The organism is Brevibacillus sp. AG (assembly GCF_028369215.1).
GTDB classification, from domain to species: Bacteria; Bacillota; Bacilli; order Brevibacillales; family Brevibacillaceae; genus Brevibacillus; species Brevibacillus porteri.
Map to the genome: position 1 here is coordinate 117,763 of NZ_JAQMYO010000001.1, position 22,203 is coordinate 139,965.

Below are 22,203 nucleotides of genomic sequence, written 5' to 3' on the forward strand. Positions count from 1 at the left end.
CTTGATATTTCGTTAAACGAAATGCTACTACGAGGTTCACCTTATTCATTTCGTCATGCGAACTATTACTCACAAAGAATTAGCAGATATATAAAGAAGAGGTGAGTGGATTGAATCTTTCTGAACTATCGATTAAACGCCCGGTCACCATGATTATGTTGACTCTGGCCATGATGATTTTTGGTTTCGTTTCACTGCCTCGCTTGTCGATTGATCTCATGCCGGATCTTAACTTCCCGGTTGCTGTCGTGGTTACATCCGTTGACGGCGGATCTCCGAGTGAGGTAGAAAAACTGGTAACGAAACCGATCGAAGACGCACTTGCAACGGTATCCGATTTAGATAGTATACAATCGGTATCGATGGAAGGCGCTTCGCAGGTTATCCTCATGTTTAACTGGGGGACAGACCTTGATCAGGCGACTCTCGACATGCGGGAGAAGGTAGATCAGGTTCGTGGCTCTTTGCCTGACTCAGCTAGAGCGCCACGCGTACTGCGCATTGACCCGAACAGTACACCGATCATTGAGTTTGCGGTGACGGGTGAGCAAGATATCAACAAATTGAAAAAGATGGCAGAGGATATGATCCAATCACGCCTGGAGCGTATTGATGGGGTCGCATCTGCTTCCATCAGCGGCGGACAAAGCCGGATCATCGATGTTACAGTCGACCCAGCCAAACTAGCGGCGTACGGACTGTCACTTGACCAAGTTCAGCAAGCCCTCCAGACCAGCAACATGTCAGGTTCCGGTGGAGCGGTACGCGAGGGTGACGCCAAGCTCAACATCCGTGTACAAGGTGAGTTTGCTGATGTCGAACAAATCGCGCTGACACCAATCTCTGTGGGAGGAAACTCCATCAGGCTCAGCGATATTGCCGAAGTAAAAGACACGCATCAAGATGTAACGCAAATGAGTTACGTTAATGGAACACCTAGCTTGGGTATTAAAGTGACAAAAGCTTCTGGCGGAAATACCATTGAGGTAGCAGATGATGTAAAAGCTGAGCTGGAGAAAATCAAAAGCGAGCTGCCAGAAGGCGTAGAAATCATTACGACTCTGGATACATCCATCTACATTAAGGATTCCGTTTACACCACCGCTGAACATGCCCTGTTGGGTGGCGGTATCGGTATGATCTTGCTGTTCTTCTTCTTGGGGAGCTTGCGATCCATGGTCATTGCGGTTATCGTTCTTCCTGTATCGATCGTTGCTACGTTCTTGCTGATGTACATGACTGGACAGACGATCAACCTGATTTCCCTCTCCGGTTTGACATTGGGATTGGGATCATTGATTGACTTTGCAGTTGTTATGCTCGAGAATGTTTTCCGCCATCGAGAACAGGGAAAAGGCATGATGGAAGCCGCCTTGGATGGTTCCAAAGAAGTAGGTACGGCAGTTATGGCTTCTGCTTTGGCGCAAATTTGCGTATTCTTGCCGATTGCCCTCACAGAAGGTATTGCCTCTGAGTTGTTTGGACCACTTGCATTGACGGTTGTTTACTCACATATTGCGGCGCTTGTATTCTCTATTTTGCTCGTGCCGATGCTGAGTTCGAGAATTTTGAACAAAATTCCGTCGCATACACATCATGAGAACTATCGTGGAATCAATCCTGTTACGTGGTTTAACATTGGATTTAGCAAAGTAGAAAAAGGCTACCAAAGATTGTTAAAATGGTCATTGGGCCATCGTAAAACGGTCATGATTTCTTCGGTCGTCATGATGGTGGGCTCTCTCGCATTGACCCCATTGATCGGGGCAGAGTTTATCCCGGCCATGGACCAAGGTCAAGTAAATGTCTCCATCAAAATGCCAAATGGTACCGTTCTGGCTGAAACAGAAAAAGTTACCCGACAAGTAGAAGAAATTGTCAACACGGTTCCGGAGAAGAAAATTGTAGCGACTTCGGTTGGTAGCAATGCATCACCGATAGCGAGCACCTTGTCATCCAATCAGGGAACGATCAGTCTGATGCTGGTAGACCTCGACCAGCGCACACGTTCCTCCAATGAAGTTGTGATGGATCTCCAGGAAAAGCTGAAAGATATTGCTGGACCTGAAATCAAGGTAAGCGCACCATCTGGTATGACTACGGGTTCCCCAATCCAACTGAAGGTTAGCGGGGATGATCTGGACGTATTGAAAGACATTAGTGGTATCATTAAAGGTGAAATTGAGAAGGTACCTGGTACGAGTAACGTAACAACCAGCTTGGAAGAATCAAGACAAGAGCTGGAAGTGAAGATCGATGCTGGGAAAGCGAGCTTGTACGGCTTGACGACCGGACAAATTCTCTCCAGTGTTCGCACTTCCTTCCAAGGTCAAACGGTAACGTATTATCGTACAGGTGATGACGAGATTGACGTCAACCTCAAGCTGCCGAAAGAGTTTCAGGAAGATATAAACTTCTTGAACAATATGCGTATTTCCGCTCCAGGTGGAGCACAGATCGCGCTGACCTCAGTTGCGACTATCAGTAAGGTAGATGTGCCGGTTTCGATTAACCGTGCCAACTCCAGCCGTGAAGTTCAAGTAACGAGCGATTTGGCGGGGCGCGACCTGAGCTCTGTCACACGGGAAGTTCAAGAAAAAATCTCGAAACTGAATCTCCCGGACGGCTACACAGTCGATTTTGGCGGGCAAAGTGAAGAAATGATGGAATCATTCACTAGCCTTGCTCTCGCGATTGTACTGTCAGTTGTGCTTCTCTATATGGTAATGGCAGCGCAGTTTGAATCGCTCTACACCCCATTTATCATCATGTTCTCCGTGCCACCGACGGTTACAGGCGTTCTGCTTGGACTATTGGCGACAGGCACAACGATCAGCGTTGGGGTTTTGATCGGGTACATTTTGTTGATCGGTCTGGTCGTGAACAACGCGATTGTATTGATCGACTACGTGAACCAATTGCGTGCAAAAGGCATGGAGCTGTATGATGCGATCCTGCATGCAGGACCGATTCGTCTACGTCCGATTTTGATGACGACACTCACCACGATTCTGGCGATTGGACCGCTCGCATTCTCTGGCGGTGCCGGATCTGAGACGAATGCACCAATGGCCGTGACGGTTATTTTCGGTCTCGGATTCTCTACATTGATTACACTGGTTCTGGTTCCTGTCGTTGCTTCCTGGTTTGATGATTTAGGGAAAAAGAGACGCTTGAAGAAAAAGTTGAAACTCGAAAAGAAACTTGCTAAGAAACAAAAGACAATCAATCCCGCTTTGGAATCGTAAGACGTTTGTGGGAAGAGGAGGGACATACATGAAACTAAATAAAAAACCCGTCATTTTGGCACTGCTGGCCATCTCGCTAGTGGCAGGGTGCTCCAGCCCGCAAGCGGAAACGCCGCCTACGGAAACAGTGGAAGCGTCAACCCCTGTACAGATTGAAACTGTTGCAACGGGCACAGTGGTATCCGATTCTGGTCTCACGGCAAAGCTGGCGCCGAGTGAGGAAGTGCAAGTCTCCCCGAAAATGGGTGGGAAAATTTCTTCCCTGCCAGTGAAACTGGGCCAATACGTGACAAAAGGTCAAGTATTGTTCAAGCTCGATGAAAAAGATCTGGTGAACAGTGTCAAACAAGCAGAAGCAGCCTACAACGTATCAAAAGCGAGCTTAAACCAAGCAGGCAGCAGCTCTGATCAAGGCTTAGTCCAAGCGAAAAATAGCCTGAAGCAGGCAGAAACCGCACTTCAGGATGCGAAAGTAAACCAGCAGCGGATGCAACAGCTCTTTTCACAAGGAGCGATTTCCGCTCAGCAGATGGAACAGGCAAATTCTCAACTGACAACGGCACAGACCTCTTATGATAACGCGCAGCAGGGAGTGCAATCTGCGGGACAAAAAACAAGTGTGCAAGTTTCCGAAGCCTCTGTACAGCAAGCGCAAGTAAGTCTGCAAAATGCTCGTGAGCAATTAGCGAATGCGACTGTGACGTCTCCGATCAATGGATATATTTCCAGCGTAAGCGGCGCAGTTGGTCAAATGGCAGGTCAGCAGCCGGTTGTAGTTGTCGTTAACACGAATCCACTTCTGGTAAAAGCGAATCTGTCAGAAGCAGACATCACAAAAATAAAAGTAGGAACTACCGTAAAAGTAAACGTACAATCGACAGGAAAAACGATTGATGCCAAAGTAACGGCGATGAGTCCTGTAATGGATACGCAGCTCAAGGCATATCCAGTGGAGATTACGATTCCAAACCCATCCAATGAGCTGAAGTCCGATATGGTAGTGAATGTAACCTTCCCAACGGTTGGGGAAAGTGGAGCAAAATCGATCGTGGTAACGCGCGGTGCGGTCTTTGATCGCGATGGTAAACAGTATGTATTTAAGCTGGAAGGTGACATTGCAAAACAAGTCGAGGTCACTACAGGGAAATCCTCTAGTGATACGATCGAAATTTTGACAGGCTTGTCTGCCGGCGATAAGATCGTGGTAAAAGGGCAAACACTGCTTCAAGATGGCGGCAAAGTCACTATTCAGTAAAAAAAGAATAGCAGAGAAGGGGCGGAGTACATCCGCCTCTTTTTTGTGTACAATGGAAGTATTCGTCTCACTATTTCAAAAGGGGGGTGTATTCTTTTGTACTTCCGCAAACCACAGTCTGGTGATTATCCTGCGCAGTTTGAAACCTATATCAAAATCGCACCTGAAGGGAATCTGAATGAGTTGCTTTGCGCTCAGGAGGAAGAAATACTTGCATGCTTTCGATCTTGCGGGGAGGAACAGAGCATGTTCCGTTATCAGGAAGATAAATGGAGTGGAAAGGAAGTTCTCGGCCATATTATGGATACAGAGCGAATCATGTGCTATCGCTTGCTGTGTGCTTCCCGCGGAGATAAGACACCCTTACCTAGGCATCAGGACATGTATGTCAGTCTTACGAATTTTGACCGTCGACCGCTTGTCGATCTACTCGAGGAGTATCGGACTGTGCGCTCTTCTACTCGAGCACTGCTAAAAGGGCTTACAGAAGAAGAGTTGAGTCGTTCGGGCGTGATTATTCAGGACAAGACAACTGCAACTGCACTCGTCTATTTTATCCTTGGGCATGCTGCTCATCATCTACATGTCTTCCGAGAAAGATACATGTCACATTTGTCACAAATCTGATCTATTTTCTAAAGTGGACCAGATCTATCCATCCAATTGTTACGTTTTGTGCTGAGTTTTAAGACATAATGAATATTATGTAAAGTAAATTGTCACGGATTTAAGACAAAGTGTCATTGCTACTTTTGAAGGGGGAAAAGATTCGATACAATGAGAAGATAGTGGATAAAATACCCACCGGAGGTACATATGACTGGCGATATTACTGTGTTTTTGGCTTTTGCAGCAGGTTTTCTCTCTTTTATTTCCCCTTGCTGCCTGCCGCTTTATCCTTCCTTTTTGTCTTACATAACTGGGGTTACGGTTGATGAAGTGAAGAAAGGGAGAGCTGTTTTTCGCAAGCAAGCCTTCTTGCATACCTTTTTCTTCATAGTCGGGTTTTCGATCATTTTCGTTGCACTCGGGCTGTCTACATCTTGGATCGGAAGCTTGTTCACTGACCAACAGGACTTGATTCGTCAACTGGGCGGTATTTTGCTTGCTATCATTGGTTTGGTTATGCTTGGCGTGTTTAAAATGGATTGGATGATGCGTTCTTTTAAAATCGATTTAAAATCGAGGCCATTGGGGTATACTGGGTCCATACTGGTGGGAATGACGTATGCAGCTGGATGGACACCTTGTGTGGGACCTATTCTTTCTGGCATTATCGTCATGGGTGTTTCCAATCCTGCAAGCGCCTTGGCCTACACATTGGCGTATACGCTCGGATTCGCCATTCCATTTTTTGTCATGACGTTCTTCATCAGTAAGGTGAACGCGATTGTGAAGTATTCCGACCTGTTTATGAAAATCGGAGGAGCCATTATGATTTTGTTTGGTATTCTTCTGTATACAGATAAACTGACGGATATTACACGCGTTCTTATTCAAATGTACGGAGGCTTTACGGGATTCTAACTCAGTAGGGCAGAGGTGACAAAATGAAAAAGCTGTTGCTCGCGGTGCTCGTATTATTGGGGGTCGGACTTGCTGTTTGGGAAAAGCCTCAAGAAACGGCCGCAATCGTAGCAGAGGTTCAAAAACCGGAAGTTGGCTTTGCGGCTCCTCATTTTACACTGACAGGACTAGACCAGCAGACGTACAAGGTAGAAGGAAAAAGGGCAAAACCATTAGTCTTGAACTTTTGGGCTTCCTGGTGTGGACCATGCAAGCTGGAGGCGCCGGATTTACAAAAAGTCTACGAAAAATATGGTGGACAGGTTGATCTCTATGGCGTGAACGTCACGAGCAATGACAGCCCGGAAACAGCTATGGCCTTTGTCACTAACTACAAGCTGACATTTCCGATACCAATGGACGTAGCTGGTACTGTGTCGAACCGTTACAAGGTGATGGCATTTCCAACTACTTACTTGATTGACACAGATGGAATCGTACGAAAGAAGATAATCGGAATGGTTGATGCTCCTACACTGGAGCTAGAACTGCGCCAGTTGCTAAGTCCAAAGCCATAGGGAAGGCTCATAAGTCGCTTGGAGAGAATTCTCCGGCGGCTTTTTCTATTTGTAGACAGGTATGACAAGGCCCATTTTGCAAGTGAATATCTTGATTTTGTATGTTTGCCTAAAGAGCGGGGTTGTTCTCCTTCATAGACTGGAGTGATCTAGGGCAAAGGGAGGAAAACGGATGGCCAAGGGCAAAAAGATCAAAAAGAAGAATTCGCGACAGCACCCCAATCAAGTACAGCTGAAAATCGTAACGTCCCATACATGTCAAGTATGCAAGCAGCAATGTGCACGAGGGTTGGCATATCTGGAACAGATGTCCCAGCCCGGCGCGATCGGCTTAGGTGTACCATGCATCCTCACTAAGCAAAAGCCATAGCTCATCCTTTTCCATGTGCGGAATATTGGGTTTATGAGAGAGAGCCCCTTCGTGTGGCTCTTTTTTCATTTTTTATGAGGAGTTGAGAGGTGAGTAAATGTGACAAAAGTGGTTCAGTAGAGCCAACATGTCACAAAGTACTTGATGACGATGTGTAACTGGTGGGGATGACAGCCATGTGGCTGATAAGGTAACCAAGAAAAGTTTGAGCTTTCTCTGCCCCCAGAATTCGAGCCAGGAAAAGGCTGGTCTTATTCAAACACGTGATACTGGGGATGCTTATTTGGTAAATAAGCAAGAATGCAGACCAAATAAACGACTTTTTCATCTATGTGGATTCGTAAACTCCCTAATTTCATCTGCTGCCTAGCAAGCTAATGTCATTTTAATCCATGATGTTAGCTTGTTTTTTAAAGGCTCCCCAATACCAGGCTTGTATGCTGGCAGGTTTAACGGCTGTGTATTATACTGAAGGGACTGATAAAAGCAAGGGAAAGGGGCAAAAATGACATGCGTCCATTACAAATATCACCAGAGACGGCTGTCAAGCTGGCAGAAGCGCTTCAGGTACCTTTGGAGCGTCTCATGCACATGCCACAGCATATCTTGTTGCAAAAAATGATGGAGCTGGCTAATCAAGAAAAGGAAGCAAACGAAGCAGCAAATAAAAACCAAGAATAGGCGAGCGATACAAAAGGAGGAGAAAAGATGGGGGCAAACGTAGCACATAAATTACGTACGGGGCTCAAGCCACAGGCGTTTGTGGAAAGCATGACAAAAAATCAGGATACATACCAAAATTGGTCGGATGCATTTTCATGGGAGGATGAACAAGACCGTGCGTTTTTTGCTTCGCTCCAGCATCGTGATGACCTCAGATGCTTGATTTTGGCTGCGGACTGGTGTGGCGACGTCGTTCGCAACTTGCCAGTCGTCTTGCATGCTTTGAAAGAAACAGACATGCCCGTGGAAATTATGGTGATGGAAGAACACCTCGATCTCATGGATGAGTTTCTCACGATGGGTGGTCGGGCGATCCCTGTTGTTATTTTCGCGGACACAGGCGGACATGTTCTGGCAAAATGGGGACCGAGACCGAAGCATGTCCAAGCTGTCATGACGGCGTTTAAACAGCAAAACCCGGATCGAAACGCCTCAGATTATGAAGACAAGATCAAAGTGGCACGTGCCGAAATGCTCGAGCAATATGGAGAAGGTACTGGCTACCAGCAAGTGATTGTCAAAGAACTGAGAGAGCTGCTTTCCTCGATCTAATCTATCACATCAATAACAGGGCGGAGTCACGGCTCCGTCCATTTTCATGCAGAAGGGCTGAATAACATGCATTACTACGGGAATGAAACCATTATGTCCTTGGAACAGGTGCTTCGTTTAAAGGCATCGGAAGTTCGAATTCTGGAGTGGGTACGTACCTACGAGTTTTTAGAAAACAGCTATGGGATAGATGAAGCCGTTCCCTACTTCTTGGAGATAAAATGCGAAGAAGAGCAAGTGAAGATTCGTAAAAACCGCATACTTGACTTCCCGGAATACTCCTGTGAGGGAGAAGCAATATTTCAAGAAGTAGACGAGGCACTGCGTGTCTTCCACGAGTGGGCACAGGAGATTTTGGCGAAAAAAGAGAGTCAATCCAAATAAATATATTGACCTCAAACAAAGTTCATGGTAAATTAATAAATGTCGCTTCTGGTTGAAGAAAGTAGACGCAGAAGAAAGACAGCACATATTGTGGGGAGATAGTGAAGTGGCTAAACACGGCAGACTGTAAATCTGCTCCCTCCGGGTTCGGCGGTTCGAATCCGTCTCTCCCCACCATTGATTTTCTATTGATGATGTGCTATTTTTTCATAGTTTTACATGCCGGTGTGGCGGAATGGCAGACGCGCGCGACTCAAAATCGTGAGGGAAACCGTGGGGGTTCAAGTCCCTTCACCGGCACCATATTAAAAACGAATGCACACTAACCATGATGTTTACAGACACATGGAAGGTGTGCTTTTTTCATATACGGAAAACACTTCAAACAGCGGCGAGTCTAAGACTTGATTTTTAGGTCTTAGGTCGCCGCTGTTTCGTTTTTGGGGAACGAAAATAGCTGGCTTAAAAGTTCAATTCTGCAATCGTCTCGCCAAACAGAACCATGCCATTTTTTTGAAATCCGAGTGAAGCGTAAAGGTTTTCGGCTGCGACATTGGCTGGAGCATAACCAATGACAATTTTTTGACAATCATCTTTTGCTTTCAGTATATCAATGACTTGCGAAATCGCAGCACGTCCGTAGCCTTGGCGTTGATAGTTGGCATCAACTAAGAGTCTGTAAATCCAGTAGTTTCCATCGTCGGGGTCAAGCCCATACATGACAAAGCCAACCATCGTGTCCTCATGGTATATGGCCAAAGGGACAAATGTAGTTTGAAACTTTGCTTCGGCTATGGAGTAGAGGTTCGGGGCAACAAACTCACTCTGTTCAGGAGTAGGTTCCAGTTCAATACACTCTTCCCAGTTTTCCAGGGTTACTTCACGAAGTGTCACAGACATCTAATCACATTCATCCTTCCAGGGGGTGTTTTTGCCAATATATTACATTTTATCCTACGTGAAAAGACAGCCAAAATCAATAGCGTGCACAAAATTTTTTCCATTCTATGCAGCGCTAGAAAAAGGAAAAAAGAGATGGAATTCATCTAATTTTCAGAAATAACATTTAATGGAAAATTCATTTGACACTATAGAAGAGTCATCGATATAGTTGGGATGGAAGTATTTGTAATCAATTAGATTTTTTGCCATATTCGAATTGTGATTACATCTGCACAATTCCGAAAGGGGGGAAATGCATTGCATCAGGATAAGAAGCAATGGAATGGCGGATATCCTTTAAGTCATCCACAAAAGCGTATCTGGTATACGGAAAAATTACATCCACAGCTTCCTGTTCATACGTTAGGGGGGATGGTGCGGGTTCAAGGAAAAGTGAAACTGGATGTACTTGAAGCGGCCATTCACCTGTTCATTCAAAAGAACGATGCTTTGCGACTCAACTATCAGGAAGAAGAGACAGTCCTTCAGTTTGTTGGAGAGTACGAACCGCAGCCATTGCAGGTATTTGATTTCAGACAAGAACCGAATGCCCCTGATCGGTGCAGACAATTCCTGCAAGCTTTGTTTGCAAAACCATTTTCGATCGGACAGGAGCCTCTATTCTACTTTTGTCTGATTCAACTGAGTGACGAAGAAGCGGGATATTTTGTAAAGTTTCACCATTTGATTGCTGATGGTTGGTCCATCTCCATTATGACAGAACAAATTGCTCACTATTATGACACGTTGTTAGCAGGCGGTACCGTTCATGTAGGAGATGAACACGCTTATCAAGCTTTTGTCGACAGGGAGCATGCCTATTCTCAGTCTGAGAGATTTGTAAAGGACAAGCGATATTGGCGGGACAAGTTTCAGAGCTTGCCTGTGATCACGACATTAGCAAAGGCAACAGATACGACCGAGGGCAAGCGCAAAGTCTATGCATTCAACCGTGAAGATTCGACAAGAATACGCCAATTTGCAGACCAGATGAAATGCTCGCTAAATTCCTTGTTTGTGGCTCTCGTCAGTCTTTACCTTCAGCGTTGTACGAGGCAAGAAGAGATCGTGATTGGTACGCCGCTGTTGAATCGCTCAAGCAAAGTGGAGCGCAAAATATTCGGGATGTTCACCAGCACTATGCCATTTCGTCTGGCAGTTCCGATGGAAATGGATGCCTTCGATTACGTTAAACATGTCAACAGGGAATTGACTTCCTGTTTTTTTCATCAGAAATATCCGTACGATTTGCTGGCTCAAGAATTGGAATTGAAGAAACATGGCTATGACAGCCTGTTTCAGATTTGTGTAAATTATTACAGCACGCAGCTGCCCTTCACCATTGGTGGGTATCCCGTGACGAATGAGGAGTTTTACAACGGTCACCAGTTGTATTCGCTCCAAGTAATTATCAGGGAATGGGCTACAGATGAACGATTGACGCTGGAAATGGATTATAAGATCGCCGAGTACACGGAAAATGATGTTGATCGAATAGCGGATCATCTCGTAAGGCTGCTCAATCAAATGATCGCGAATCCAGAAGTACCACTGTCCAATCTGAACTTCCTTGCTGACGAAGAGTTGGCACTACAGCTCAAAACGTGGAACGATACAGCTGCTTCCTATTCCAGCGAGAAGACGGTTGTCCAGTTGTTTGAAGAGCAAGTTAAACGCTCGCCACAGGGAGTTGCATTAGAGTCAGAGGGGCGCATGCTGACATTCCAGGAACTGCATGATCAAGTAAATCGACTCTCTCAGTCGTTGCGTAACCGAGGAGTTGGCCCTGGCGTTATTGTTGCGCTTCTGGCAGATCATTCGCCAGAGATGATCATCGGGCTGTTGGCAGTGCTAAAAGCTGGCGGGGCGTACCTTCCGATTGACCCTCAACTCCCTTCTCAGCGCATCGAATACCTGCTGTCGGATTCTGGAGCGGACCTGTTGCTTCGTCACACCTCGCGAACAGACGTTATTTCGTGGTCCAAAGAAATCCTGGAGCTTGGTGATTCGTCCCTGTATCTAAATGATGGGGCAATCCTAGAAGCGGTTAATCAGCCAGAGGATTTGGCCTATGTCATTTATACCTCAGGCTCTACCGGAAATCCGAAGGGGGTCATGGTTTCTCATCGAGGGTTAGTCAACTATATTTCGTGGGCAAAAGACCGTTATCTCTCCTGTCCTGAAGAAGCGTTTGCTTTTTATTCCTCACTGGCATTTGATTTGACGGTTACGTCCATTTTTTGCCCGTTGGTAAAGGGAAATCGGATGGTTATCTATCCGAACTCTGATTCAGAGTTTGTGTTATCGCGCATCTTTAGCGATGGACGCTCCCATGTCGTAAAGCTGACACCTGCCCATCTGTTTTTGCTACAAGAAATCGCTTTGCCTTCTACTACAGTAAAGAGAGTGATTGTGGGCGGCGAGGACTTGAAGGTGAGTTTGGCTGAGGCGATTCATGCGAAATGGAACGGACAAATCGAAATTCTCAATGAGTATGGCCCTACCGAGACAGTAGTCGGGTGCATGATCTATCAATACGATCCAGAGATCGATGTCGAGGGATCTGTACCGATTGGACATCCGATCAGTAACGTGCAGCTCTACATTTTGGATTCATATGGGAAGCCAATTCCGATCGGATCGACAGGAGAGCTTTTCATCTCGGGAGATAGTGTGGCACGGGGGTATCTTAACCGCGAGGAATTGACGCAAGAGCGTTTCCTACCCGATCCGTTTTCGCCAGGAAAAGTGATGTACAAGACGGGCGATCTGGTCCGCTATCGGCAAAATGGAGTCATGGAGTATCTGGGACGGGCTGACTATCAGGTGAAGATTCATGGTTACCGCATTGAATTGGGTGAAATTGAACAGCAGCTACTTGGTCATTCTTCTGTGCGTGAGGCAGTGGTGATCGATCGCATGGATACGTGGGGGCGTAAGTACCTTTGTGCTTATTTGATCACGGAAGCATCTTTTCGGGAAAAAGAGCTCCGTGAAGAACTGGCAAGTCGATTGCCCGCCTACATGATCCCGTCGCAAATCGTGCAGCTTGAACAGTTTCCGCTGACCTCAAATGGCAAGGTAGATCGAAAACAGCTTCCCGAACCTGTCATGGAGCGAAAAGGTGCGGAGGATGAAACCAGTCCTCGTGACGAGTTTGACAAGCTATTGGTAGAAGTGTATGAGGACGTGCTTGGTCGTTCACCATTTGGTCTACATGATCCGTTTTCCCAACTAGGGGGGGATTCGATCAAGGCGATTCAGGTTTCCTATCGATTGCATCAGCGAGGAATCAAGATTCCGGTGAGAGACATCTTGATTTATGACACGATTACAGAACTAAAAGCGAGAAGTGACTGGAGCTGGGGAGTGGAACAGATCTCACAAGAGCCGTGTACTGGCGAGTTGCCGTCATCTCCCATCGTTTCTTGGTTTCTGTCACAACAGTTCCGCAATGCTGATCATTGGAACCAGTCGTTGCTCCTTGAAAGCAAAGAAAAAGTAACGCTGGAGGAGTTTGAAGCGAGTCTATCTGCACTGGTTAACCATCACGATTGTTTGCGACTCAATTACTCTGCAAAAGAGGGGAAGCTCTTTTACAATGAGAGCCACCTTACCAGCCGAGTGTCAGTGACTTGCGTCGACCTTGCTTCCTTAACGCAGGAAGAACAGGAGAGTAACATGCTTGAGGCGATGGGAGCTTGCGCTGTGAGCTTCAAGCTGGAAGAATCTTTGCTGTTTACCGGTTGTCTCTTTGAATTAGGTCCCGATCGACCTCAGCGATTGTTTCTGACGGCCCATCATCTTGTTGTGGACGGTGTCTCCTGGAGGATTCTCCTGGAAGATTTGATGAGTGCCTTGTCCAGTCTTAAACGGAATGAGCCGATCGTCTTGCCGGATAAAACACATTCGATGCAAGCTTGGATAAAGGAAGTCGCCGCCTTTTACCAGTCGGATCAGGCAATCAAAGAAAAAGCATATTGGGACATGTTTTCCATCCCGGAAGACAAACTTCCTACGGATTACGATTTTGGCGAAGACTTGGTAGAATACAGCGCTACATCTACACGCACACTTTCAGCCGAGATAACGTCGCGACTGTTGACAACGGCCAACCGAATGTTCAACACAGGTCCCCAAGACCTATTGGTTGCAGCACTTACCCGGACATTGTGTGATGTGTTTGAAAGGGAGCGTCTCTTGCTGGTAATGGAGTCGCATGGGCGTGAGTCTGCTATTCATACGATGAACGTAACCAGAACAGTAGGATGGTTTACCAGCATGTATCCTGTTCTTTTCGAAACGAATCCATCCAATCGGACTGATCACCTAAAAGCAGTTAAGGAGAAATTGCGTCAGATTCCGATGGGGGGGCTTGGGTTTGGTTGGCTAAAGCCTCATCTGCTCACGGCAGAGGAAAAGTCCCAGGTTCGATTCAATTATCTGGGAACCGTTGATAATCAACTGAGTGATGATCTGGTTCTCATGGGAGGAAACTTGGCTGTTGATGCCGGGGTGGGTAATCATTTGACAGCACTGCTTGACGTGGCTGCTCTCGTTCGACAAGGAGAACTCCAGGTTTCTGTTACGTACAGCTTGCGAAAGTATCGAGAGGAGACCATGGAGAAGTTACTCGAGTTGTTTTTCGATGAATTAGAGCAGCTCATAGATCATTGTTGCCGTCAGGACGTCCCAGAATTTACTCCATCGGATTTCGAAGATGTGGAATTGACACAAAAAGAACTGGATTTGCTGTTTGGTTAACAAGCGAATCACATGGTTGACCAAGTGTTCGAGAAAGCAAAGATGACGAGTGTTTATGAATGAACGGGAGGGATTACATTGAGTGTTAAGGTATTAATGGGAAAAAAAGGATTTGAGGAGTTCGCAACAATTGTCGGCTTTACAGAAGCAGAGAAGGAAGAACGCGGTGCATTACTGGAGCAGTCTTATATGCCATTTAAGGTGACTCGCTATTATGCCGAGTTGATTGCGAGTCAATCAGAGCCTTATCGTACCCAGATGATCAATATCGTGCTTCCGCCACCGGGAGAGAAACCCTATAAAGGGCGCTTTGATCCGTATGGCAACAAGTCGTACCGTCAGGATGAAACAGCTTTCCTGCAACACAAGTACAAAAAGACATTGTTGCTTCACATCGACGACTTTTGTATTGCCAACTGCCAGTTCTGCTATAAAGTGAACGAAATCCGCCATGAGGATATTGGATATACCAATATTATGGAAAAAGCAGAAAGGGCAGTGCAGTATTTGGAAGCTCATCCGTACATCGATAATGTCCTCTTTACTGGCGGAGATCCAGCTTCCTTCCGTAAAAGCTCTGACTTAATCAAGCTGATTAGCACTCTTTTAAGTGTGAAGAGTATTCGACTCGTTCGTTTTGCAACCAAGGCTTTGGCCTATGATCCGGCTCGTTTTCTTGATGGAGAGCTGCTTGCGTTTTTTGACCAAGTTAGACAGACACCCGGCAAGCAGGTAAGTGTGATTTCCCAGTTCAACCATCCCGGGGAAATTAGCGACGTTTCGATCCAAGCAACACAAGCGCTGCTATCTGTCGGTGTACAGATTCGCGGACAGCCTGCCATTATTCGCGGAGTAAACGATTCTGTCGAAACCTTGATCGACTTGCAACGCAAGTTTCTCGATAATCGAATCATTTCGTATTATTTGACAGTGTTTATGCCAGTCAGGGGAGTCGAGCAGTATGCCATTCCACTGGACGAGGCGTTCCGGAATGTGGCCGAGTCCAAACGCAATCTGGGTGGCTTGGAGAAAAAAGGGGTACTCCTTACTTCACACGACTTTGGAAAATTAGAGATTTGTGGTTTTTATCCGACAGCTGAGCGTCCTGAAAAAATTGTTTTGAAATGGCATCAAGCGGTCGGACCAGACTATCTTCCAGAGCGGTTGAAGGAATTAATCCCAACCCGTTCAGAAGACCTGATGATTTTGGACTACAAGCAGGGAGAGATGTATTGTCTCGACCATGTGTTCAAACACAATGGTTTGCCGTACGTGGATGCAGATGGGGAGATCGTGGAAAACCTGCCGAGTGAAGCTGTTCGGTAAGGGAGTCAGGAGAGAAAAATTGTGATGAACAAGATCGACAAAAACAATATAGCTGACATTTTGCCGTTAAGTCCAACGCAGGAGGGCATGCTGTTTTACTACCGACTCCAAAAGGATTCCAATTTGTATTTCGAACAGCATCGGCTAACCCTTCGTGGCAAGTTTCAGCTGGATTTGTTTACGCAGGCTGTTACGATGGCGTTTGAGGCCAATGAAATGCTTCGTACGGTTTTTCGCTGGGAGGGGCTTCAAGCCCCTGTCCAGCTGATTCTCAAGCAAAAGACATTGGAGATTCCTTATTTCGATTGGTGCGAGTTACCATCTGGAGCGCGGGAAAGAAAACTGTCTGTCTTGTTGTCACAGGACAAGCAAACACCCTTCACGCTTGAGTTGGGCAATACCATTCGCATTCAAGTAGTAAGGATGGAGTTGTATCGTTATGAAGTCATATGGTCATTTCATCACATACTCATGGACGGATGGAGTTCCGGCATTCTCCTAAGAGAGATATTTACAGCATATGGACAATTGTGCTCGGGGCTGTCCCCTGCGATCAAACAGAAGGCGAAATACAAGGAGTATCTGCGTTTCCTCAAAGAAGCATCGAAAGAACAATCGTTATCGTATTGGAAAGATTCCTTACAAGGAATTAGCTCTCCTACACCGCTTCCCTATATGCGGGATCGTAACGAAGAGCCGCGGTATTCTTCTTATCATCGTCGGCTCAGTCAAACGCTTACGGAGACATTGGAGGAAACATCCAAGCGTTACCGTGTGACAATCAGCACACTGTTGCAAGCCGCATGGGGTATTTTGTTGCAAAAATACAGCGATACGCGGGATGCCCTTTTTGAAGTGGCGTACGCCGGACGTCCTGCCCATCTCACCGGAGTAGAGGAAATCGTCGGCCTCTTCATCAAGACGTATCCGCTCCGGGTCAAACGGACAGAAACGACAACAGTCAAAGATCTACTGGGTGTCATGATGGAAGAACAGCACCAGATGGCCCCGCATTTGTACGTGCCAGCAGTTGAGTTGAAAAACTGCTCAGAGATGGACGCACAAACCCCTTTGGCGCACAGTTTGTTCGTTTTCCAAAACTATCCGATCGACAAGACGCTGGCCGGATTGGAACTTGACTTCGAGCTGGAGAATATCACTTCACATGAAACAACCGATTATCCAATGGTGCTGGAAGTATCACCAGGTGATGAATGGACAGTCCATGTCAACTACCAGGCATGGAAGTTTCAAGCGAAGGAAATCGAGCGCCTGGCGCTTCACTATCTGAGCCTTCTCGAGCAGATTGCGGCTGATCCGGATCAAGAGATTCGTGATCTTACCTTGCTCAGTGATCATGAGCGGCACGAGATGATCGAGGAACAGATGAAGGTCGTGCCAGTTCCGAGTAACTACTGTGTGCACGAGTTGATTGATCAAGCGGCAGAAAAAACACCGGATGCAGTTGCGCTTGTACAAGGAAAGCAGACTGTGACCTACAAGGAGTTACAAGAGCAAGCCAATCGCCTGTCTTGGGCTCTGCAAAAGGAGGTGACAGATGTAGGTCGACCGATAGTTATCATGTGTGATCGTTCCCCTGAAATGATTACTGCACTGCTAGCTATCCTCAAAACTGGGTGTTACTATGTCCCGCTTGATCCAGACTTGCCGAAAGCGCGAATCGAACAGATCGTAAACCAGATTCAGCCTAGTCTGATTGTGACAGAGGGTAGCTATCTGGAACTCGTCGCTGATTTGCAAACAAGGGTGTTTCGTCTGGATGAACCAGCATGCTGGGCGCAGGAGTTAATTCAAACACCACAGCGAAAAACGGTACCTTCGAGTACTGCGTATGCCATCTTTACTTCTGGTTCGACAGGTACACCAAAAGGTGTGCGTGTAAAGCATGATCAATTAATCAACGCTCTTTGGTGGCACATTGAGTTTGTCGGGTTCGGAGAGCAGACGAGAACGTTGCAGATCGCCACGTTGACTTTTGACGCATCGGTTGTCGAGATTTTCTGCACACTGATCAGCGGCGGTACCCTTTGCTTGTTGCAGCGACATGAAAACAAGTCTCCGCAAAAGCTCGCTGCTGCCATCGAGAGCCAACAGGCAAACGTGATACTCGTCGTCCCTACGATGTATCACGCTTTGCTTGACCACGTGGCTGATGGCTCGATGAATTCGATTCAAAAAGTGCTGTGTACAGGAGAGATGTTGTCTTCTTCGTTAGTAGAACGACATGCAGCCTTGCTACCTCAAGCGCAGATGTACAACTTGTATGGACCAACGGAAAATAGTATCTCAGCATCTGGGTATTGTGTACCGCGACAAGGGCCTTTTGAAAACCCGCTTCCGATTGGACATCCGAGTTACAACGTTCGTGTCTTTCTTCTGGACCAAGATTTTCATCTGTTGCCCAAAGGGGTAATAGGGGAAATGTACGTAGGCGGGATGGGAGTAACGGAAGGTTACATCGCTGATGAGGAAAGAACCAAAGCGTCCTATATCCTGACCCCGTTTGGCAGGCTTTATCGTACAGGAGACTTGGCCTGCTGGACGGATGAAGGGCATCTGCAATATTTTGGTCGTAAGGATTTTCAGATCAAGATTCGTGGCAACCGCGTTGAGTTGGAGGAAATTGAAGCTGTCCTGCGCCGTCAGCCTGGTGTCCGGGAAGCAGCGGTAGTGGCCATTCAGGAGTCAAAACGTGATCCTTATTTGGTTGCATGTCTGGTTGCGATGCATCCGATTGAGGAACACGTTCTGCGAGAAGCGGTGCTGACTTATCTGCCTGACTACATGCTACCTGCCTTTTTTGTCCATCTTGATGCGTTGCCTCGGACGCAGAGTGGAAAAGTAGACAAGACTGCCTTGCAACGTCTGGATTACACGCAGTATCGCACGGGAAAGGAAGAGGCTCCGGCAGATGAACTTGAGCAGCAATTGGCACAAATATGGCGAGAACTTTTGGCAGTCGAAAAACTAAGTGTGCACGATCATTTTTTCTCGCTAGGAGGCCACTCGCTGAAGGCCGCTCAACTCGTGACCAGATTGCAAAAAGAGAGTAAAACAGACATCACGATCAAGGATGTATTCCAGAACCCGACCATTCGACAATTAGCTGATCGCATCAGGGGTAGACAGCCGATATCCTACGCGCCGATTGATCGGGTAAGTAAAGCCGAGAGATACAGGGCTTCTTCTTCACAAAAACGAATTTTCGTGATGCATGGGATAGAAGGGGAAAGCACCAGTTACAACATGTCGGGTGTAATCGCGGTGAACGGTCATCTGGATGTAAGTCGAGTGAGAAGTGTGTTTACGGAAATCATCCAAAGGCATGAAGCATTCCGTACTTCGTTTGCGGTACAGGATGGAGAAGTGTATCAGTACATTAGCGACAATGTGCCATTTGAGATCAAAACCATTCATAGCGACGGCAAGACATTGGACGAACTGATGGAAGACTTCCGGCAATCTTTTGATTTGACGAAAGCACCTCTCCTTCAGGTTTGCCTAGTCGAGGTCACAGACACTCAGCATTATCTGCTGTTCAACTCTCATCATATTATTTTGGATGGCATTTCACTGAATGTGTTAATGGAAGACTTCGCTAGATTGTATGTGGGTGAAGAGCTGCCTGCATTGCCAATTCAGTACAAGGACTACGCAGACTGGCAGTGGCAGAAGCGGGGGAGCGATCAGTGGAATCAGCAGGAAAAATATTGGGTGGATGCTTTCAGCGACCGAGTCCCGATCATGTCTTTTCCGCTTGATTTCCCGCGTCCTTCTGTTAAGACATTCCAGGGGGATCACCATACGTTCTTCCTTACTGATTCTACGTACGGTGATTTGCATGCATTTGCCAAGCAGAACGAAGTGACTGTCCATGCTGTTTTGATGTCAGCTTATTACGTGTTGTTGATGAAATACACGTCTCAGGAAGATTTCGTTGTCGGTTCACTCGTAGCTGGACGAAACCATCCCGATTTGGAGCGAATCGTCGGTGTCTTTATCAACTTCCTTCCGATACGCAATCGTCCTCGTGCCGATCTTGTGTATACCGATTTTGTACAAGAGGTTCAGCGCAGTCTGCTACTGGCCTACGAACATCAGGAGTATCCGTTTGAAGAGATCGTTGCTCGTAGCGCCGCAGGCATCCAGCAAACGCAAAATCCATTGTTTGATACGATGCTGATCTTCCATAACCAGCGGGAGCAAGAAGTGCAGTTTACAGTGGGCGACGCGCAATTTGAAGAGGTTCCGCATGAATCGAAGACGTCGAAGCTTGACTTTAAGCTGGATATTACACCGCTTGCTGATCAATTCAGGTGCGTGCTGGAATACGATACCCAGTTGTTCAAAGCGGAGACAATGGAAGGCTTCGCGGACAACTATTTGCGTGTACTCACAGCGCTTCTGAAGCATCCGAAACAGCGATTGGATGATGTTGAGATCGAATATCACCAAACAGAAAAAGAGGGCGTGATGAACCGCCTTCATCATGTCGGAGTTGCAGTTCCAGAACTGGGTCCGGCTCAGATCATGTATGGCACTCTTGGATTTGATGCAAGCGATTCCCTGCATGATCCAGAACAAAACGTGTATCTCTCGATGTGCATGAAACCGGGCTGTGTGCCAATCGAGCTAATCGCGCCTGTCGATGAAACGTCACCTTGTGTTCGTTTGTTGGAAGAGAAGGGGACGGGTCCGTACCATCTATGCTTTTCTGTTTCCAATATTGATCATTTTTTGAAAAAGTTAGTTGATTTTGGCTTCAAATACGATTTGGTCAGCGCTCCAAAGCCAGCGGTACTTTTCAATCATAGACTCGTTGCCTTTCTCTTTCTGGAATCAGTTGGCTTGATTGAACTTGTAGAGAGCGAGAACATGACGCATGACAAATGGCAAAGCAGCGATCAGCGATCTGCTGTCCGGTTGCTTACTTCAGATGCTGAAAAGGCACTGTCGTTCTATACGTTTATGGGCTACCGTGTTCACGAGAAATATCTGGATCGGCAATCGCAAGCCAGTATTATCACACTTGGCAAAGCGAGAGAGAGCAGCATCCAGTTAGTCGAGCCTCGAATGGAGCACACACAAGAACAACGCGAGCTCATGAAAAGTGGTTCTGGCGTTTACCAAATCGAGGATCGGGTAGCGAACCTGATCGAACGGATCGACACCTTGATAGCATGCGGCATTCCCGTTTCTTTTGCAGACCGGGCAGGAAGTATTCTGCAACTGACAGATGCCCCCTACCTACTTTTAACCGACGGGAAATCAGCTGCAGAAAGACCTAAGCCGATTCTAGGCGAGTTTCATTCGGAAACAACGCCCATCTATTCCTTCGTTCAGGAACGTTTGCTCAAGCAGGAACAAGAAGATGGGATTGTGGCTGTCAGATGTTTTGACATCGAGCTTCGAAGCAGAATCGAACTGTCGTATATGCAGCAAGCATGGCAAACTCTTGTGCGACGTTTTCCTCTGCTATCGCCCCAAGGCTTTTCCGAACCGATTCCGCTTGCGTTATGTGATTTACAGGAGAAAAGCGAGGCAGAGGCAACGATATGGTTGCGAGAACGATTGGCTGCCGAGCAAAAGAGGCCGTTTAAGGACAAAGCAGGAAGTTTGGCTCGTTTTGAACTGATAAAGCTGGCTACTGATCGCTATCGATTGATTGGAAGTCTTCACAGCTCCTTTAGTGATTGGCGAGGTCTCGGACTTCTCCTGGAAGAATGGGAGGCTCTGTATCAGTCGATTGCAGAAGGGCATGAGCCGACTGTGGAAGAACAGCCTCGCTACGAAGCATTCGCTGTTTGGCAGAAAAAAATGCTTTATTACGGGCATCTCGAGGCCCAGCGTCACGAGTGGTTGACAGCAGCAAATCCACATTCTGCTCAACCATTTGGTGCGGGTGGGGTAGCGACGCGACAAGTCGAGCAGTCTATCGACCCGATAGGTCACGCTGATTTGCTGCATGTAGCTACTCATGCCAATCAAGAGCTGGGAGATATCTTGCTTGCCTCCTATCTGCTGTTGCTTCGACAGGTCACCCAATTGCCGAGTTTGACGCTTGGGGTAGTGACAACGAATCGGACGCAAGATGTGCTGGAACAAACGCTAGGCAACTTTGACAACATCGTACCACTCACCGTCGACATGCAGACGATCAGTTCGTTTTCACAATTATTGGATCAAACGAAGCAAGTACGTGCCCGAATGCAAACGCTCGCGTTGTATCCGTCAGAGCACTGGCAAGCGACGACGCATATGGAATGGCCGACACTTTTTGTCAACCAGACGATTCCGTTCAAAGCTAAGTCAGCTACTTGGAAACGTGAAGTCAAACGTTCAGTTGAGCCAGAAATGGCTGGAAGTCCGTTAGTTCTTCAGGTAGCAGAAACTTCGAAAGGTATCCATGTCGTTTTTACCTATGATCCATCTATGCTTCAGACGGCATATGTTGAATCGCTTTCGGATCGCTATGTGAAAATCCTAAAAATGTTAGCAGAAAAATCCAAAATAAAGTAAAAGGGGTAGGAAAAT

13 protein-coding genes and 2 tRNA genes are annotated in these 22,203 nt (G+C 46.8%); 14 read left to right on the forward strand and 1 reads right to left on the reverse strand.

Annotated elements, in window-relative coordinates:
* The first annotated feature begins 110 nt into the window (after positions 1-110).
* The 11 genes from POF51_RS00495 (at position 111) to POF51_RS00545 (ending at position 8,919) form a co-directional block, all read left to right on the forward strand.
* On the forward strand, positions 111-3,248 hold the full coding sequence (locus POF51_RS00495; RefSeq protein WP_271753195.1) for an efflux RND transporter permease subunit: 3,138 nt from the start codon (positions 111-113) through the stop codon (positions 3,246-3,248).
* 28 nt (positions 3,249-3,276) lie between these two features.
* On the forward strand, positions 3,277-4,503 hold the full coding sequence (locus POF51_RS00500) for an efflux RND transporter periplasmic adaptor subunit (RefSeq protein WP_069844789.1): 1,227 nt from the start codon (positions 3,277-3,279) through the stop codon (positions 4,501-4,503).
* 96 nt (positions 4,504-4,599) lie between these two features.
* Positions 4,600-5,130 carry a DinB family protein gene (locus tag POF51_RS00505; RefSeq protein WP_069844790.1) on the forward strand — a complete coding sequence of 177 codons (531 nt, stop codon included), beginning with the start codon at positions 4,600-4,602 and terminating at the stop codon, positions 5,128-5,130.
* 189 nt (positions 5,131-5,319) lie between these two features.
* Positions 5,320-6,030: a cytochrome c biogenesis CcdA family protein gene (locus POF51_RS00510; RefSeq protein ID WP_017249082.1), complete on the forward strand. Its 711-nt coding sequence runs from the start codon at positions 5,320-5,322 to the stop codon at positions 6,028-6,030.
* Between the two features lie 23 nt (positions 6,031-6,053).
* Positions 6,054-6,587, forward strand: coding sequence for a TlpA family protein disulfide reductase (locus POF51_RS00515; RefSeq protein ID WP_069844791.1), 534 nt, complete (start codon positions 6,054-6,056; stop codon positions 6,585-6,587).
* A gap of 172 nt (positions 6,588-6,759) precedes the next feature.
* Positions 6,760-6,957, forward strand: coding sequence for a hypothetical protein (locus tag POF51_RS00520; protein ID WP_069844792.1), 198 nt, complete (start codon positions 6,760-6,762; stop codon positions 6,955-6,957).
* A 510-nt stretch (positions 6,958-7,467) separates the two neighbouring features.
* The gene (locus tag POF51_RS00525) at positions 7,468-7,638 is read left to right on the forward strand and encodes a YycC family protein (protein WP_015891498.1); all 171 of its coding nucleotides are present in this window, start codon (positions 7,468-7,470) and stop codon (positions 7,636-7,638) included.
* 27 nt (positions 7,639-7,665) lie between these two features.
* The gene (locus POF51_RS00530; protein ID WP_069844793.1) at positions 7,666-8,232 is read left to right on the forward strand and encodes a thioredoxin family protein; all 567 of its coding nucleotides are present in this window, start codon (positions 7,666-7,668) and stop codon (positions 8,230-8,232) included.
* 66 nt (positions 8,233-8,298) lie between these two features.
* Positions 8,299-8,616 (forward strand): hypothetical protein, encoded by a 318-nt coding sequence (locus POF51_RS00535; protein WP_069844794.1) that lies wholly within the window; start codon positions 8,299-8,301, stop codon positions 8,614-8,616.
* 92 nt (positions 8,617-8,708) lie between these two features.
* Positions 8,709-8,793: transfer RNA gene (locus POF51_RS00540), tRNA-Tyr, on the forward strand.
* Positions 8,794-8,837: 44 nt separating this feature from the next.
* Positions 8,838-8,919 (forward strand) — tRNA-Leu (locus POF51_RS00545).
* A 159-nt stretch (positions 8,920-9,078) separates the two neighbouring features.
* Here POF51_RS00545 and edeQ read toward each other — a convergent pair.
* Positions 9,079-9,516, reverse strand: coding sequence for an edeine self-resistance N-acetyltransferase EdeQ (edeQ, locus tag POF51_RS00550; RefSeq protein WP_069844795.1), 438 nt, complete (start codon positions 9,514-9,516; stop codon positions 9,079-9,081).
* Between the two features lie 300 nt (positions 9,517-9,816).
* Here edeQ and edeP point away from each other — a divergent pair, with 300 nt between their 5' ends.
* The 3 genes from edeP (at position 9,817) to edeN (ending at position 22,188) form a co-directional block, all read left to right on the forward strand.
* Positions 9,817-14,322 carry an edeine non-ribosomal peptide synthetase EdeP gene (gene edeP / locus POF51_RS00555; RefSeq protein ID WP_271753209.1) on the forward strand — a complete coding sequence of 1,502 codons (4,506 nt, stop codon included), beginning with the start codon at positions 9,817-9,819 and terminating at the stop codon, positions 14,320-14,322.
* Between the two features lie 78 nt (positions 14,323-14,400).
* A complete protein-coding gene (locus tag POF51_RS00560; RefSeq protein WP_017249074.1) occupies positions 14,401-15,648 on the forward strand; it encodes a lysine 2,3-aminomutase in 1,248 nt (415 codons plus the stop codon).
* Positions 15,649-15,672: 24 nt separating this feature from the next.
* The gene (gene edeN, locus POF51_RS00565) at positions 15,673-22,188 is read left to right on the forward strand and encodes an edeine non-ribosomal peptide synthetase EdeN (protein ID WP_271754157.1); all 6,516 of its coding nucleotides are present in this window, start codon (positions 15,673-15,675) and stop codon (positions 22,186-22,188) included.
* The last annotated feature ends 15 nt before the right edge of the window (positions 22,189-22,203 follow it).